The organism is Streptomyces sp. NPDC057654, assembly GCF_042800135.1.
Classification (GTDB): Bacteria; Actinomycetota; Actinomycetes; order Streptomycetales; family Streptomycetaceae; genus Streptomyces.
Window position 1 is genome coordinate 1 of record NZ_JBHVHQ010000127.1, and the last position, 14,104, is coordinate 14,104.

Annotated in this window: 15 protein-coding genes; 8 read left to right on the plus strand and 7 right to left on the minus strand. The window is 71.2% G+C overall.

The annotated features are described in order from the left end of the window. Nucleotides 1-117: 117 nt before the first annotated feature. A complete protein-coding gene (locus tag ACFU99_RS13015; protein WP_384390070.1) occupies nt 118-420 on the plus strand; it encodes a hypothetical protein in 303 nt (100 codons plus the stop codon). Between the two features lie 51 nt (nt 421-471). Here the strand turns inward: ACFU99_RS13015 and ACFU99_RS13020 are convergent, their stop codons facing one another. Beyond that, on the minus strand, nt 472-798 hold the full coding sequence (locus ACFU99_RS13020) for an inositol monophosphatase family protein (protein WP_384390112.1): 327 nt from the start codon (nt 796-798) through the stop codon (nt 472-474). A gap of 60 nt (nt 799-858) precedes the next feature. On the opposite strand from ACFU99_RS13020, the gene ACFU99_RS13025 reads away from it, so the two are divergent. After that, nucleotides 859-1,875 (plus strand): hypothetical protein, encoded by a 1,017-nt coding sequence (locus ACFU99_RS13025; RefSeq protein WP_384390073.1) that lies wholly within the window; start codon nt 859-861, stop codon nt 1,873-1,875. A 118-nt stretch (nt 1,876-1,993) separates the two neighbouring features. On the opposite strand, the gene ACFU99_RS13030 is transcribed toward ACFU99_RS13025, so the two are convergent. The 4 genes from ACFU99_RS13030 to ACFU99_RS13045 all read right to left on the minus strand — a co-directional run bounded on the left by ACFU99_RS13030 (nt 1,994) and on the right by ACFU99_RS13045 (nt 5,062). Further along, nucleotides 1,994-2,602 carry a response regulator gene (locus tag ACFU99_RS13030; RefSeq protein WP_384390075.1) on the minus strand — a complete coding sequence of 203 codons (609 nt, stop codon included), beginning with the start codon at nt 2,600-2,602 and terminating at the stop codon, nt 1,994-1,996. After that, complete coding sequence (locus ACFU99_RS13035; protein ID WP_384390078.1) at nt 2,599-3,735, minus strand: sensor histidine kinase; 1,137 nt, start codon at nt 3,733-3,735, stop codon at nt 2,599-2,601. The genes ACFU99_RS13030 and ACFU99_RS13035 overlap by 4 nt, the downstream gene beginning before the upstream one ends. A 134-nt stretch (nt 3,736-3,869) precedes the next feature. Further along, a complete protein-coding gene (locus ACFU99_RS13040; RefSeq protein ID WP_384390081.1) occupies nt 3,870-4,313 on the minus strand; it encodes a hypothetical protein in 444 nt (147 codons plus the stop codon). Nucleotides 4,314-4,399: 86 nt separating this feature from the next. Then, nucleotides 4,400-5,062 carry a TetR/AcrR family transcriptional regulator gene (locus ACFU99_RS13045; protein ID WP_384390084.1) on the minus strand — a complete coding sequence of 221 codons (663 nt, stop codon included), beginning with the start codon at nt 5,060-5,062 and terminating at the stop codon, nt 4,400-4,402. Between the two features lie 173 nt (nt 5,063-5,235). Here ACFU99_RS13045 and ACFU99_RS13050 point away from each other — a divergent pair, with 173 nt between their 5' ends. Continuing rightward, nucleotides 5,236-6,651, plus strand: coding sequence for an amidase (locus ACFU99_RS13050; RefSeq protein WP_384390087.1), 1,416 nt, complete (start codon nt 5,236-5,238; stop codon nt 6,649-6,651). Nucleotides 6,652-6,716: 65 nt separating this feature from the next. On the opposite strand, the gene ACFU99_RS13055 is transcribed toward ACFU99_RS13050, so the two are convergent. Next, nucleotides 6,717-8,621 (minus strand): SMI1/KNR4 family protein, encoded by a 1,905-nt coding sequence (locus ACFU99_RS13055; RefSeq protein WP_384390090.1) that lies wholly within the window; start codon nt 8,619-8,621, stop codon nt 6,717-6,719. A 95-nt stretch (nt 8,622-8,716) separates the two neighbouring features. Next, a complete protein-coding gene (locus ACFU99_RS13060) occupies nt 8,717-9,730 on the minus strand; it encodes a DUF4232 domain-containing protein (protein WP_384390093.1) in 1,014 nt (337 codons plus the stop codon). Between the two features lie 140 nt (nt 9,731-9,870). Between ACFU99_RS13060 and ACFU99_RS13065 the strand changes: the two genes are divergently transcribed. From ACFU99_RS13065 to ACFU99_RS13085, 5 genes are all read left to right on the plus strand, one after another. Continuing rightward, on the plus strand, nt 9,871-10,587 hold the full coding sequence (locus ACFU99_RS13065; RefSeq protein WP_384390096.1) for an SDR family NAD(P)-dependent oxidoreductase: 717 nt from the start codon (nt 9,871-9,873) through the stop codon (nt 10,585-10,587). Nucleotides 10,588-10,763: 176 nt separating this feature from the next. After that, complete coding sequence (locus ACFU99_RS13070) at nt 10,764-11,513, plus strand: SDR family oxidoreductase (protein ID WP_384390099.1); 750 nt, start codon at nt 10,764-10,766, stop codon at nt 11,511-11,513. A 118-nt stretch (nt 11,514-11,631) separates the two neighbouring features. Then, nucleotides 11,632-12,504 (plus strand): helix-turn-helix domain-containing protein, encoded by an 873-nt coding sequence (locus tag ACFU99_RS13075; RefSeq protein ID WP_384390102.1) that lies wholly within the window; start codon nt 11,632-11,634, stop codon nt 12,502-12,504. 4 nt (nt 12,505-12,508) lie between these two features. After that, nucleotides 12,509-12,928: a VOC family protein gene (locus ACFU99_RS13080; RefSeq protein WP_384390105.1), complete on the plus strand. Its 420-nt coding sequence runs from the start codon at nt 12,509-12,511 to the stop codon at nt 12,926-12,928. Nucleotides 12,929-13,159: 231 nt separating this feature from the next. Next, nucleotides 13,160-13,999, plus strand: a complete 840-nt coding sequence (locus ACFU99_RS13085) for a nucleotidyltransferase domain-containing protein (RefSeq protein WP_384390109.1) — start codon at nt 13,160-13,162, stop codon at nt 13,997-13,999. The last annotated feature ends 105 nt before the right edge of the window (nt 14,000-14,104 follow it).

Genomic DNA, 14,104 nt, shown 5'->3' on the forward strand with positions numbered 1-14,104 from the left:
CAAACAAAAAGTACACGACGAGGCCAGGCACAAAAATTAATACCGCCCCGGCCGTCGGTTACTCTCACCGGCACAAGATTTTGGGAACGAGACGAGGGCGAGGGGGAGAGGGGAGCCATGATCGGACGCTGGTACGCGGCGCTCGGCGTCAATCTGCTGCTCGGCGTGCCCGCCATCGTCCCGATCTACCTGCTCTACTACATCGCGGCGACGTGGGTGCACCCGGCGCCGGAGGAGAACGACGGTTTCGGCGTCGTCCTCATCGGCTTCGGACTCCCCGTCGCCCTCTGCGGCTTCCTCTGGTGGGCGGCCAACCGGCCGATCGCCCGCCGCACCCGCCTCCGTCCGGCCCGGTACTGGACCCTCAGCCTCCTCGGCACGGCCGTCCCCACCCTGACGCTCATCGGCGTCAGCCTCTGAGCCTGCCCCGGCCGAGGGCCCGGCGCGCCCCGGTGCGGCGGCTCGATCCCATCACCTCTGTGTCGGCGCCCGCCCGCCGCCGTGCCGCACACCGTCGTCGAGGGCGTACAAGTCGCGGCTTCGCGGCAGCCCTTCGACCAGGTCCAGGATCGCTCCGTGGAGCGGCCCATTCGTCGCCAGCACCGTCATGTCGCCCGTCAACACGGACCCACCGCCCAGGTCGGTCACCCGGCCGCCCGCCTCCGACATGATGACGGGCATGGGAGCCACGTCCCAGTAGCCCATCGGCGGACCGGCGATCACCAGGGCGTCCGCCCGGCCGGTGACGAGGTCCACGACGCAGCCCATCGACGCCATCAGGAACACCTGCCGGTGCAGGGCGGTGAGGAGTTCCTCCGGCCAGCCGGCCGGATTGAGCGGCCGTTATTGCCTCGTGGGATGTCAGACCAATGCATTACTGTGCGTGGCATAGACAGTTTTAAGAGACAAAAAGGGTGGGGCATGCGGAAGAGCACGATGGGGCGCGCGGGGGTCTCGCTGGCGGCGGTGGCGGTGCTGGTGGGTGTGACGGGATGTCAGGGCGACTCGGACAAGGGCGACAAGGCCGATAAGGCCGCGAGCACCCAGAAGGCCGACACGGACGGCCAGGGCCCCCGGCAGGGCGCGGACAAGCGCACCGCGGTGCAAGCGATCACGGCCGCGTACAAGAAGACGTCGGCGGCGAAGTCCGCGAAGGTCGTGATGACCCAGTCGATGCCGGCGGCGATGAAAGGCGGCGGCGACACGAAGGTCTCAGGCGTCATGGGATGGAACCCCACGATCATGGACGTGAACGTGGGGGACAATGCCACAGGGTCGGGGGCCGGTCAGGCCGGCAAGACGCACATGATCTGGGTGGACAACGTCATGTACGTCGAGGGGAAGCCCGAGGACCTCGGCGGCAAGAAATGGGCCAAGGTCGATCTGATGGCCGCCGCGAAGGAGTCCGGCGCCGGTGCGCAGGCACTGAAGCAGATGACCGCCGGCCTGGAGGACATGAACCAGGACCCGGCCCAGCAACTGGCGATACTGCTCAGCGCGCCGAACATCGAGTATGTGGGTTCCGAGGACGTCGGCGGCCGGCGTGCCGAGCACTACAAGGGTGCGCTGCCGGTCGAGACCGCGCTCAAGTCCAACAAGAACGTCGAAGCCCTCACGCCCCAGCAGCGCGAAAAGCTGATCGCGAACGTGAAGAAGACGGGTATCGAGAACTATGACTACGACGCCTGGGTCAACAGCGACGATTACCCGGTGAAGATGGACATACGGATGAAGACGCCGCGCGGCGCGATCCGCCTCACCGCGGACTACTCCGACTATGGCGCCAAGGCCGCGGTGCAGGTTCCGCCGGCCGATGAGACCGCCGACCTGATCAAGGTGTTCAAGGAGATGCAGGACCAGCAGAAGGGCCACTGAACCAGCGGCGGACCAGCGGCGGACCAGGGGCGGTCCCGCAGCGGACTCGGGGGAGCGGGGCCCTCGCTCCCAGCCATAGCCGCCGAAGTCGCCGCAGCCGCCTACCGGGCTCGCCCCGCTACAGCCACCCGCGCTCGTCCGCGACGCGCAGCGCTTCCATCCGGTTGTGAGCCGAGGTCTTGGCGATCGCCGCCGAGAGATAGTTACGGACCGTCCCCTCGGACAGGTACAGCTTGGCGGCGATCTCGGCCACGCTTGCGCCGGAACGCGCCACATTCAGCACATCGCGCTCCCGAGCGGTGAGCGGGGACTCGCCCGCCGCCAGGGTCGCGGCGGCCAGGGCCGGATCGACGACGCGTTCCCCCTTCACCACCCGGCGGATCGCGTCCGCGAGCGCCTCCGGCGGGGCGTCCTTCACGACGAAGCCGACGGCGCCGGCCTCCATCGCCCGACGCAGATAGCCCGCGCGCCCGAACGTCGTCAGGATCACCACGCGGCAGTCCGGCACCTGGGCCGCGAGCACCGCCGCCGCGGCCAGTCCGTCCAGGCCCGGCATCTCGATGTCGAGCAGGGCCACATCGGGCCGGTGTTCGCGGGCCGCCTGGATGACCTCGTCGCCCCGGCCCACGGAGCAGACGACCTGGAAGTCCTCCTCCAGTTCCAGGAGCGCGGACAGCGCGCTGCGGATCAGCTCCTGGTCGTCGGCGAGGAGCAGTCGGATCGTCATGCCGGGGTACCGTCCGTCGAGTCGAGGGTTACGCGCAGCCGCCAGCCGCCGTCCGGCCCCAGCGGCCCGGCGGCCACGGTGCCGCCGGCCGCCGCGACCCGTTCCCGGAGACCGGCCAGGCCGTTGCCGGTGACGCCGGCGCCGCCCACGCCGTCGTCGCGGATCTCCACGTGCGACGCCGACAGGGCGACCGTGCACCGGGCGGCGTGCGCGTGGCGTACGACGTTGGTCAGGCCCTCGCGCACCACCCAGCCGAACAGCTCCTGGTGCGCTCCGGCGACCATGTCGGTGGCCGTCGGCAGGTCGGCCAGGACGCCCGCCGCCCGCAGCAGCTCCCGGCCGCGCGCGATCTCGCCCGCGAGGGTCACGTCCCGGTAGCCGGACACCGCGGCCCGTACGTCGGTCAGCGCTTGCCGGGACAGGGTCTCCACCTCCGTGATCTCGTCGAGCGACCGAGGGGAGCCGCTCGCGGTCAGCCGGCGCGCGAGGGCGCTCTTGACCGTGATGACCGTGAGCGAATGGCCGAGCAGGTCGTGCAGATCGCGCGCGATCCGGGCCCGTTCGGCCTCCGACGCCAGCCGGGCGACCTCCGCGCGCGCCTCCAGCAGTGCGCGGTTGGCGACGGCGATCTCGGAGAACCCGTACACCGTCATGGCCGTGAAGACGACGGCGATCGCCTCGAACCAGCCGGGCCCGCCGTGCCACGGGCGCACCGCCCACGGCACGACGAGCGCGGCGAGCGCCCCGGCCGCCACGACCAGCACCGCGTGCCGCTTCAAGAACGCGGCGGCGAACGACACGACCACGGCGCAGAGGAAGAAGGCGTACTCCCTGGCGACGGGCAGCTCGGCGACGAACAACGCCGTCATGATCCCGAGCAGCGCCCCGAGGCGGCGCCAGGCGCGCTGGGCCGCGGAGAGGGCGGCGAGCACGTAGCAGCAGCAGAAGACGGCCACGATCACATATCCGGCGACGGCGCCCGCGCCGGTCGCGTACTGCGCCGCCCCGACCGCCGTCGCACACGGGTAGACGAGCATTCCGGCGGCCAGGACCATGCGCCGCCACCCCCGAGCCCACCGCAGCGAGTCGCCCTCCGGACCGCCGCTCACCGGCTCTTTCCCGGTGTTGTCCATGGCAGGAACGCTAACACCGCCGCTTCGGCGCGATCCCGGTTCCGGTCCCGCGCCGCCGCAGAGGCCGTCGCGCGCTCGTGCCGCTCGTACGGATCCGCTCACCCGGCTTACCCGGCTCACCCGGCCTGCCCGGGTCACTCGGCGGCGAACAGCGTCCGCATATGACGGCCGTTCACCAGGAGTACGAGACCGAGCAGGGCCAGCCCGCAGACCCCCTGCTCGATCTTCATCCACACCGGGAACGTGCCGGGCAGCGCGATGATGCACGCGATGGCCACCACCATGACGCCCGAGGCGATCCGCAGCCTGCGGAACGCGCCGCGGGAACCGCGCGCGGTGCGGGCGGCGAAGGTGAACGTCAGCAGGGCGCTGGCGACGACGATGATCCCGCGGACCCAGACGGCGTCGTTCACCACCGACGCGTCGTCGCGCATCACGATGATGGCGGCGAGAGTGATCACGCTGATGGCGAGGTATCCGCCGGCGAGACGCTTCGTGCCGCGCAGCGCCTTGAGGCTGCGCGGATGGGTCAGGTCCTCGACGCGAAAGGCGAGGGCGGTCTTGGTCTTCTCTGTCATACGGCCCATGGTCGGCGGCGGCCACGGGGGTCGGGCAGTGAGATCGCGCATCACCCACCGATGACATTCGTCATGGGTGATATCCCCTAGGGGGCCTTACGGTCCGTCTTACGGTCCATCGCCGTACGGGCCGGGCGTTCCCAGAGGTCCGCCAGGTGCGCGTGGAGGACGTCCTCGGCCTCCCGCGGGGCGAGGTGGCCGATGAGGACATGTGTGGTGAGGCCGTCCGCGAGGGCGAGGAGGGCGCGGGCCTCGCGCTGTGCGTCTACGGGCGCGGCGGCGCTGCCCTCGTTCGCGGCAGGGGCCGCCGCTTCCGATGCCTCCCAGATGAGTCCCGCGAACACCTCTTGCAGGGCCGCGTAGTTGGACTTCAGCGTCTCGGCGAGTGCTGTGCTGACAGCCGCCTGCGCGACGAAGGCGAGCCATACCCTGGCCTCGGCGCGGTGGTCTTCGTGGAGCAGCGAGACCTCGGTGGCCGCGTGCCCCAGCCTGGTCCCGGCCGACTGCGCCGGGCTCCTGACGAGGCGGGCCCGTACGCGCTCGCCGATCCGCTCGCCGATGTGCCCGAGGGCGAACACGAGCATTTCCTCTTTCGTGCGAAAGCACCGCTGAACGGCGCCCATCGACACCTGGGCGCATGCCGCGACGTCGCGCAGGGTGACGCCCTCCAGGCCCCGTTCGTCGGCCAGGCGGCAGACGGCCTCGGCGATGAGGCGGCGTCGGTTCGCGTGATCCACCTGCTTGGGCATCCCCGGTGACCTCCTGGTCTCACGATCGTTTCGCGACGCTCCCGGCCGCGGAACACTCTATTCGATGCGCTTGCATCAGTTCCAGGGTACGGTTCCGATGCAAGCGCATCAGAACGTGATGCGCGACAGAGAACCGTGCGAACGGGATATGTGTGAACGGGAAGGGAAGGGCCATGCGGGAAGACGCCCTGTGGACGATGTCGGCCGCCGAGCAGGCGGCGGCGGTGCGCCGCGCGGACATCTCCGCCGTCGAACTGATCGACAGTCATCTGGACCGCATCGCCGAGGTCAACCCCCAGGTGAACGCGGTCACGCAGCTCATGGCGGAGCAGGCGCGCACGGCGGCGGAGCGGACGGACCGCCGACGGGCAGCCGGTGAGACGCTGGGGCCGCTCGCGGGCGTGCCCTTCACGGTCAAGGAGAGCACCGCCGTCGAAGGGGTGCCCACCACATTCGGCACGGAGCGCTTCCGCGCCCTGGTCGCCCCGGCCGACGCGCCCCCTGTCGCACGGCTGCGCGCGGCCGGGGCCATCCCGATCGGGCACAGCAACATGCCGACGCTGATCCTGGCGGGCATGCACACCCGCAGCGAACTGTTCGGCGACACCGTCAACCCATGGGACAGCACCCGCACTCCGGGCGGGACCAGTGGGGGAGACGCCGTGTCCGTCGCCACGGGCATGGCGGCGATCGGGCTCGGCAACGACTCCGGCGGCTCGGTGCGCATCCCGGCCCAGTTCTGCGGCGTGGCCGGGCTGAAGCCGTCCACGGGCCGGTTTCCCGCCGATCACCGCGCCTTCGGCCCGGACGACCCGGGACCGGCCTCGCAGATGCTGGTCACCGACGGCCCGCTGGCCCGGAGCGTCGGCGACCTGCGGCTGGTGTACGAGGCGCTGGCCGGCGCCGACCCGCGCGACCCGAGGGCCGTGCCGGTACCCGCCTACGGCGAACCGCTGCCCGGCCCGGTGAAGGTCGCCGTCGTGCCGGACCCCGGCGGACACGGCGTCCACCCGGCCATTCGCGGTGCGGTCACGTCCGCCGCCGACGCGCTCGCCGACGCGGGATACGACGTCCGCGAGGTCGGGGACGTACCGCGCCTGGACGAGGCGCTGGAGGCGTACGGCCGGATCACCGTCACCGAATTCGCCCCCACCTGGCCCGCGGTGCGCAAGCTGCTCGGCGAAGGCGGCGACCGCTATATCGCCGCGGCGATGGAAGACACCCCGCCCGCGACCGCCGAAGAACTCATGAAACTGATGGGCGCCTGGCTGAACATCCGCCGCTCATGGGCCGAATTCCTCGACGCCCACCCGCTGCTGCTCGGCCCGTCGTTCACCGAACCGCCCGTCGAGCCGGGGCTGGAGTCGCGCGACAAAGCCGGCCGGGACCGGGTCGGCTCGGCGATGCGCCTGTGCACCGTGACCAGCTTCGTCGGCGTGCCCGGCGTAGCCGTGCCGACGGGGGTCGTCGACGGGCTCCCCGCGGGTGTGCAGATCGTCGGGCGCGCGTTCCGCGAGGACATGTGCCTGGCGGCGGCCCAGTCCATCGAGGACCGCCTCGGCGTCCTCACCCCGCTCGACCCGATGTGACCCGGTCGGTCATCGATCCGTTCGGCCTGCGCCTGGCTGCCCGCGCCCGCAGCGGAGTCCGCGCGTCAGCCCATGGTGATGGTCGCGTAGTTCTCCCCGGGGCCGGGCGGGCGTATCCAGGATCGCGACTCGAAGGAGTGCAGTCTGCCCTCGTTGACGGCGAGGCGCGGCACGGCGACGCCGTACCGATCGGCGACGGCGTCCAGGGCGCGGAACGCTGCGGCCGCCTGGGCGGCCAGGCCAGGTGTGCCGAAGCCGAGAGATTCCGGGGCAAGTTCGGCGGGAAGGGCGCCGCGGGCTTCCTCGGCCACCCCGTCCCGCACCGTGAGCGCGTACAGCAGCGTTCCGCCGCGTGCGACCGACAGATGGAAGAACGGGGTGTCACAGGAATACTCGCCCCACACCACGATCGCCCGGCCGCCGCCGGCCGAGGCGTGCAGAGCGGGGGAGACGAACCGCTCCGCGAAGAAAGAAGACGGATCCCCGTCGAATCCGAAACTCCACCCCGCCCCCGCCCGCCCGACGCTGAGCAGCGACTTGTCGTCGTAGCTGGAGAAGACCCGCCGACCGGGACAGTGGTGTCTTCTGAGGTCCCAACGCCGCAGCGGCGGGGCGAGCGTCGTGTCGGGCGACGCGCCGAGGAGGGTGGGCAGGGCGTCCGGGGCGACGCCTTCGACCAGGATCAGCCGGTAGTCGTCCGGGGACATCCCGCCCGGTCGCAGCTGACCGGGGCGTGCGAGCCAGGACAGACCGCCCGGATCCTGGTCGGGAACGGGCGCCGGAGCCGGGCCGCTCTCGCCGCCGCGCGGGGTCGCCAGCAGTTCCAGGCGCCGCTCGGCGGTGAGTACGGGAGCGAGCACGGGGTCGGCGAGCAGGCCCACCGGAGCGATGTGGGCGGGACCGACCGGCTCCCACCATGGGATCGCGGCGCGCAGGCTCCGCCACGCGGCGTCGGTGTCGCCCCAACGAGCCAGCTCATGGGCCGCGTCGACCGCCTCGCCGAACCTGCCGCCGGGCTGATAGCGGTACGTTCCGCCGCTCATCTCGCGCAGGATGTCCGCCGCGAATCGTGCGGTGCGGGGGAAGTGACCGGGGTCGGTGAAGTACCAGTCGTCCCTGGAGCGGTGGCCATGGAGGTGTTCAGCTGCGTACAGCGAGAGCAGCTCGGCCATGAGGCGGGGGTCGTCGGGTTGCGGCTTCGCATGGCCATACCAAGCCACTCCGCCCAACTCCCTGATCTGATAAAGGAGCTCGGACGCACCCGGACGACCGTACTCCTGAGCCTCCAACAGCACCCGGGCAGCGTCTTCGTAACGGCCGCGCAGCGCCGCGGTCCTGGCGCGGGCCACGGCTGCGTCCTGTTCGCGGGTCGTCTCGTTGACGAACGCCGGGGCGTCGGCTTGCCGGTCCCGGCCGGCCTCAAGGTGGTGGAACTCCTGGTGCATCGCGACCATGAACGCGGCGAACGACGGGTATCGCTCGGGGGGCTCAGCATGCCAGGACGCCCACACCCGCACCGCCCACTCGCCGTCCGGCCCCACGTCCCCCGGGTCGAGGAGTACGTAGGTGGCATCCGACTCGACGTCCAACTGGAGCCCGCGCGACCACAGTCCGACTTGCGCGCGTTCCTCCTCAGGGCTCTCCGCTCCGCCCCAGTCCTCGCCGAGGCCCATCGCGTCCTCGTGCCAGTGCGCCTGGTGGGTGCCGGCCAGCGCGTAGACGAAGCCGCCCGCGTTTCGCCAGCCGTCGCTGACGCGCAGGAACTCCCGGTAGGACGGCGGCATTTCGTGCCCGAGCCGCGCCTCCATGGCGGTGATGTCCGCCTCGGAGGCAGGGTCGGCGCCCAGCCACGCGCGCTGCCGCGCGGCAAGGTCGTCCGCGTCCAGTTCGTCCAAGTCGTCCTGGGCGCCGGCCCATTCCTCGCTCCACCGAGTGAGGAAGCGCCGCCAGTCGAATGTCTTCGCGTCCATGCCGGTGATCCTGACACCAGGCACTGACAATCGCTCTGACCAGCAAGTTCACCAGCAAGTTCACCAGTAGGTTCACCAGCAGGTCGGCCAACAGGTCATGCGGGTCCGTCAGGGCCGGGCCGGTGTGTCTCGTCCTTCTTCCACGGGCCGATGCCGAGTTTCCCCGTCGTGCCGAGGTCGAGTTCCGGCGTCACCGTCACCGGGGCCGCGCCGGGCTTCGCCCGCAGCCGTACGTACGGGGCGTTCACGGGTTCGCCGTTCTCGACGGTGTTGCGCCAGACCAGTACGGCGTACGCGCGTTCGCCGGGCTTCAGGGCCAGTGGCCGCGGCGCGCCGTCGGCTCCGGTGCCGGTGGAGATGGCGGCGCCGCCGTGCAGGATCTGCACGCTGTCGACGGGCTTGCGGGCCGCGTCGAGGAGCTGGAGATCCGGGTAGCCGTTGAGGCGGCTGGTCCGGTCGCCGCAGTTCACCAAGTTGATGCTGACGGCGCGGAGCCCCATCGCGGCGTCGCCGTCATCGGCGTACACATGCATACCCGATGCCGGGCAGGCGCCTCCCTTGGAGGGCGCTTCCTCGGCGGGGACGCTCCGCACCGTGGTGATCTGGGCATGTGCCCCGCCGCGTGCGTCAGGGCGCAGCCCGCCCGAGTGCAGACCCGCCGGGAGACGGTCGTCCGCGACGACGGTGCGCTTGACCGTCTGGCCCGGCTTTACGGACGGCACGACCTTCTCCGTGTTCGTCAGGGCTTCTCCGGTCTCCGACGCGAACGTGAAGGTGACCGTGTAAGTGAGTGCTTTCGCCTCGTGGTTGGTGACTGTGAAGTCGGCGCACGCCTCGTTCCCGCCGCCCATGGCGGTGATCTTGACCCCGTCCTTCTCCAGCTTGGCGGGGTCTCCGATCGGTGCCGGAGGGGTGGCCGCGGCCGTGGCGCCGGAGGGCCTGACCCCGCAGGGGGAAGCGCTGGGGCGGCCGGTGGAGCCGGCCCCTCCCGCGTGCGCCGAGCCGTCGCCCAGTGAGTCGGAGCCGGCCTTCTGCGATCCGCAAGCGGTGAGAAGAAGAGCACCGGCGACGGCTGCGGCGGCGGGAAGGGCGAGAGGGACGTTGCGCATGCGGCTGAGTCAATCAGGGCCAGATCACTTCAGACCATGTGAAAAGCCTATTTCGCGTAACAGCCCTGTCACAGGGAAGCCGGGTATCGGCGTATGACCTGCTAGCTTTAGGGCTAAACGTACTAGAGCAGGAGGTCCCTTTGTCCCGCACCGTGCTCGTCACCGGAGGAACCAGTGGCATCGGCCGCGCCGTCGCCGCGAAGTTCGCGGACGGTCACACGGAGGTCTTCATCACCGGACGTCGCCCCGACACCGTCGAACGGACCGCCAAGGAACTCGGCGCGCACGGCGTGGTCTGCGACGCGACCGACCCCGGCCGGGTCGCGGCGCTCGCCGACCGGTTCGAGACCCTGGACGTCCTGGTCAACGCGGCCGGCGGGCTGCCCCAGCCGGCGGCCGGAGAGGGCCCGGAACTGGAGGCGGTGCTCGCCGAGTGGCAGGCCAATCTGGCCCAGAACCTGCTGAGCGCGGTACTGACCACCACCGCGCTCCGCCCCAGGCTCACTTCGGGCAGCTCCGTCATCAGCATCGGCTCGATCGGGGCTGAACGCCGGGGCGGCTCCTACGGAGCGGCCAAGGCCGCACTCGCCGCTTGGAACGCCTCCCTCTCCGGCGAACTCGGCCCCCAGGGCATCACCAGCAACGTCATCGCCGCGGGCTACATCTCCGGCACCAACTTCTTCCAGGGCGGCCTGGCCGACGACCGCTACCGCGCGCTCGTCGAGGAAACGCACAACAAGCGCCCCGGAACGGTCGAGGACATCGCCGAAACGGTCCACTTCCTCGCCTCCCCGGGCGCCCGGCACATCACGGGTCAGACCCTGCACGTCAACGGGGGAGCCTTCACCACGCGTTGACGCCGACAGCCGTGCCGCTCGCGGAGACTCGCTCGTGCGGCACGGCCGGGGCGCCGACCGCGGCCCGCTGCCGCGGAAGTGTCCGGATCGGCGCTCACCGAGCCCGCCGGAGGTCTGAACAATGGAACCTCCCCTGGCGCGACCCGGCGAGTACTGCGTCCAAAGGAGTACGCGACGTGAAGATCGTGGTCATCGGAGGCACCGGCCTCATCGGCAGCAAGGTGTGCGGCAAACTCCGCGATCGCGGGCACGAGGCAGTGCCCGCCGCGCCCGGTACGGGCGTCGACACCCTCACCGGCGAGGGCCTCGCCGAGGCGCTGACCGGGGCCCAGGCGGTCGTGGACGTGTCCAACTCGCCCTCCTTCGAGGAGTCGGCGGTGCTGGAATTCTTCACCGCCTCCACCCGCAACCTGCTGGCCGCCGAGGCCGCGGCGGGCGTGGCGCACCACGTGGCGCTGTCGATCGTCGGCATCGAGGGCCTGCCCGACAACGGTTACTTCCGGGCGAAAGCCGCCCAGGAGCAGCTGATCAAACAGGGGCAGATCCCGTACTCGATCGTCCGGGCGACGCAGTTCTTCGAGTTCGTCAAGGGCATCGCCGACGCCGCCACCAGCGGCGACACCGTGCGCGTACCGCCCGTGCTCTTCCAGCCCATGGCGGCCGAGGACGTCGCCGAAGCGGTGTCCCGGACCGTCGTGGAGACCCCGCTCAAGGGCACGGTCGAGGTGGCCGGGCCCCAGCGGTTCCGCTTCGACGAGCTTGTAGCGGAAGCGCTGCGCGCGTGGCACGACCCGCGTACCGTCGTCGCCGACCCGCACGCCCGCTACTACGGCTCCGAACTCGCGGAACGCAGCCTCGTCCCCGACGAGGGCCGCGCCCGACCGGCGGAGATCCGCTTCGAGGACTGGTTGCGCCGCTCCTCATGATTCTCGAATTCTTGGGTCTCGAATCTTGAGCCTTGAATCTTGAGCCTTGAATCAGCAGTCCGGCAGGGGCGATAAAGGTCTATTCGTGGCGATAAGAGCGAGGGTTCATACTGGCCCTGTGGCACCGAAGCAAGAATTCGTGAGAGCCGGCCCCCTCCCGGGCGGCGTGGTCTCCGCGGTCGGCTACCGCGCCGTAAGACCAGGTCGGGAGGGTACGCGCCCCCTGCACCGAGGGCTGCCCTCCCCCTACCTGACCCTGATCTTCTCCCTGGACGGCCCCGTCGTCAGCGGCTTCACCCCGGACCAGGCGACGGGTTCCGACGCGATCAGCACGGACGTCGTCGTGGGCGGCCTGCACCAAAGCCCCGCCTATGTCGTACAGCCCGATGACGAGACCGGTATCCAGCTGGCCCTGCACCCGCTCGCGGCCCGCGCCCTCCTCGGGGTCCCGGCCGCCGAGCTGACCGGACAGCTCGTCACGCACGGCCCGGACGTACTCGGCCGGGGCGCCGCCGACCTGCGCTGCCGGCTCACCGAGGCGACGGACTGGGACACGCGCTTCGCCGCGCTCGCCGACTATCTGGAGAAACAGCTCGCGACCCACGGCGACCGGCCGCGGCCGCGCCCCGAGGTCGCCGAGGCATGGACCTGGCTGGCCCGGCACCGCGGCGCGGGCACCCTGCGCGGGCTCGCGGCGCACGTCGCGCTGAGCGAACGCCGTCTGAGCACCCTCTTCCGCGCCGAGACCGGCGCGACGCCCAAGCAGGCGGCCCGCCTGATGCGGTTCGAGCACGCCAAGGCGGGGATCGTCCGGGCGACCGCCGCGGGCGACGGCCCCGACCTGGCCCGTACGGCGGCGGCCTGCGGCTACTACGACCATTCGCACCTCGTCCGCGACTTCCACCAGTACACGGACCTGAGCCCCACCGCGTGGCTCGCCGAAGAGTGCCGGAATATCCAAGCCGGGGGGCACCGCAACGGCGGAGGCTGAACCCATGGACACACAGCAGACCTCAGCACAGACCCGCACCCCCGAGATCTTCCCCACCCTCCAGGCCGACGACGCTCCCGCGCTCATCGACTTCCTCGTCGGCACGGTCGGCTTCCTGCGCACGGCCGTGTACGAGGACGGCGGCCGCGTCGCCCACGCCCAGCTGGACTGGCCCGAGGGCGGAGCCGTGATGCTCGGCTCCTACAAGCCCGACGGCGAGTGGTGCGTGAAGCCGGGCACCTTCGGCGCGTACGTCGTCACCGACCACGTGGACGAGCTGTACGCCCGGCTCACCAAGGCCGGCGTGAAGATCATCCGTGAGATCGAGGACCAGTCGTACGGAAGCCGGGAATTCGCCATCGCCGACCCCGAGGGCAACAAGTGGGCGTTCGGCACCTACCGCGGCGAACCCCGCCCGAGCTGACGTACCGCCTCGCCCAGCTCGAACCGCGGCGGTCCTGCGTGAGGGCCGCCGCGGCCCGACGAGGCCGGCAGCCCACCGCCGCCACCGCGGCCGAGGCCGCGTCCCCTATGCTCTCGACCATGTGCTGCAACTTCTCCTGACGGACCGCGACGGTCCACGGCATCCGCCCGGCAGGCGCCGGGCTCCGTCGGCGTGCGCGCGCACGCCCATCTCAGGAGGATCCACCCCCTCATGAACACGCGTTCCGCCTGTCCCACCCTGGACGCCCGCGTCACCCGCCTGCGGCAGCTCGCCCACGCCGATCCCCGCCTGGAGGGCGTCCTCCTCTACGGCTCGTGGACGATGGGCGAGGCCGACGCCCACTCGGACATCGAGGCGTACATCTACGTGCAGGACGACCGGCTCGCCGACTTCGACGGCCCGGCCTTCCTGGAGCAGCTCGCGCCGCTCAAGCTGGCGTACACCAACATGTACGGCATCCTCGCCGTGGTCTTCGACGACCTGATGCGCGGCGAGTTCCACCTCACGGCAGCAGGCACGGGCATCGACGAGGTGTCGACGTGGCGGGGGATGGTGCACCTGCCGCGCCCCGAAGACGCCGTGCTGCTCGACCGCGGCGGCCGGCTCACCCGCGCGGCACGGCGACTGGCGGAGTTTTGCCCGCCCGAGCCCGTAGCGACGGCCCGGCAGCGCGTCGACGAGCTGACCAACTGGACGCTCATGCTCGCCCATGTCCTGGCCCGCGGCGAGACCGCCCGAGCCCACAACCTCCTGCACGCCGTCGTCGCACCCCAGCAGCTCCAGCTCTGCCGCCTCCTGCGCGACAGCACGGCCCACTGGCTCACCCCCAGCCGCGCCCTGGAACAGGACCTCCCCGCCGCCGACCGCGCCCGCTATACCGCCACCACCGGCCCCGCGCACGAGCACGACGTACGGACGGCGGCGCGCGAGAGCTGGCGCTGGAGCCGTGAGCTGGCCGCCGAGGCGGCCGGCCGCTGGAGCCTCCACATGCCGCCCGAACTCCACGCACTCCACGACCGGATCAGCGGCCTTCTGAACGACACCCGCTGAGCGCACCGCAGGGCGCTCGGGACCGGTTCGCGCCATGTCCGCCCGGCAGGATGTCACCAACTCCGGCCATTTAAGCGCCACTTCGCGATCGGCCGCGGGCTGAGT

Excerpts from the sequence above, each read along its gene's own strand:
- ACFU99_RS13060 (WP_384390093.1), bottom strand. The coding sequence starts at position 9,730 with ATGCGCAACGTCCCTCTCGCCCTTCCCGCCGCCGCAGCCGTCGCCGGT.
- ACFU99_RS13035 (WP_384390078.1), bottom strand. The coding sequence starts at position 3,735 with ATGGACAACACCGGGAAAGAGCCGGTGAGCGGCGGTCCGGAGGGCGAC.
- ACFU99_RS13015 (WP_384390070.1), top strand. The coding sequence starts at position 118 with ATGATCGGACGCTGGTACGCGGCGCTCGGCGTCAATCTGCTGCTCGGC.
- ACFU99_RS13085 (WP_384390109.1), top strand. The coding sequence starts at position 13,160 with ATGAACACGCGTTCCGCCTGTCCCACCCTGGACGCCCGCGTCACCCGC.
- ACFU99_RS13030 (WP_384390075.1), bottom strand. The coding sequence starts at position 2,602 with ATGACGATCCGACTGCTCCTCGCCGACGACCAGGAGCTGATCCGCAGC.
- ACFU99_RS13055 (WP_384390090.1), bottom strand. The coding sequence starts at position 8,621 with ATGGACGCGAAGACATTCGACTGGCGGCGCTTCCTCACTCGGTGGAGC.
- ACFU99_RS13040 (WP_384390081.1), bottom strand. The coding sequence starts at position 4,313 with ATGACAGAGAAGACCAAGACCGCCCTCGCCTTTCGCGTCGAGGACCTG.
- ACFU99_RS13050 (WP_384390087.1), top strand. The coding sequence starts at position 5,236 with ATGCGGGAAGACGCCCTGTGGACGATGTCGGCCGCCGAGCAGGCGGCG.
- ACFU99_RS13080 (WP_384390105.1), top strand. The coding sequence starts at position 12,509 with ATGGACACACAGCAGACCTCAGCACAGACCCGCACCCCCGAGATCTTC.
- ACFU99_RS13045 (WP_384390084.1), bottom strand. The coding sequence starts at position 5,062 with ATGCCCAAGCAGGTGGATCACGCGAACCGACGCCGCCTCATCGCCGAG.
- ACFU99_RS13025 (WP_384390073.1), top strand. The coding sequence starts at position 859 with ATGTCAGACCAATGCATTACTGTGCGTGGCATAGACAGTTTTAAGAGA.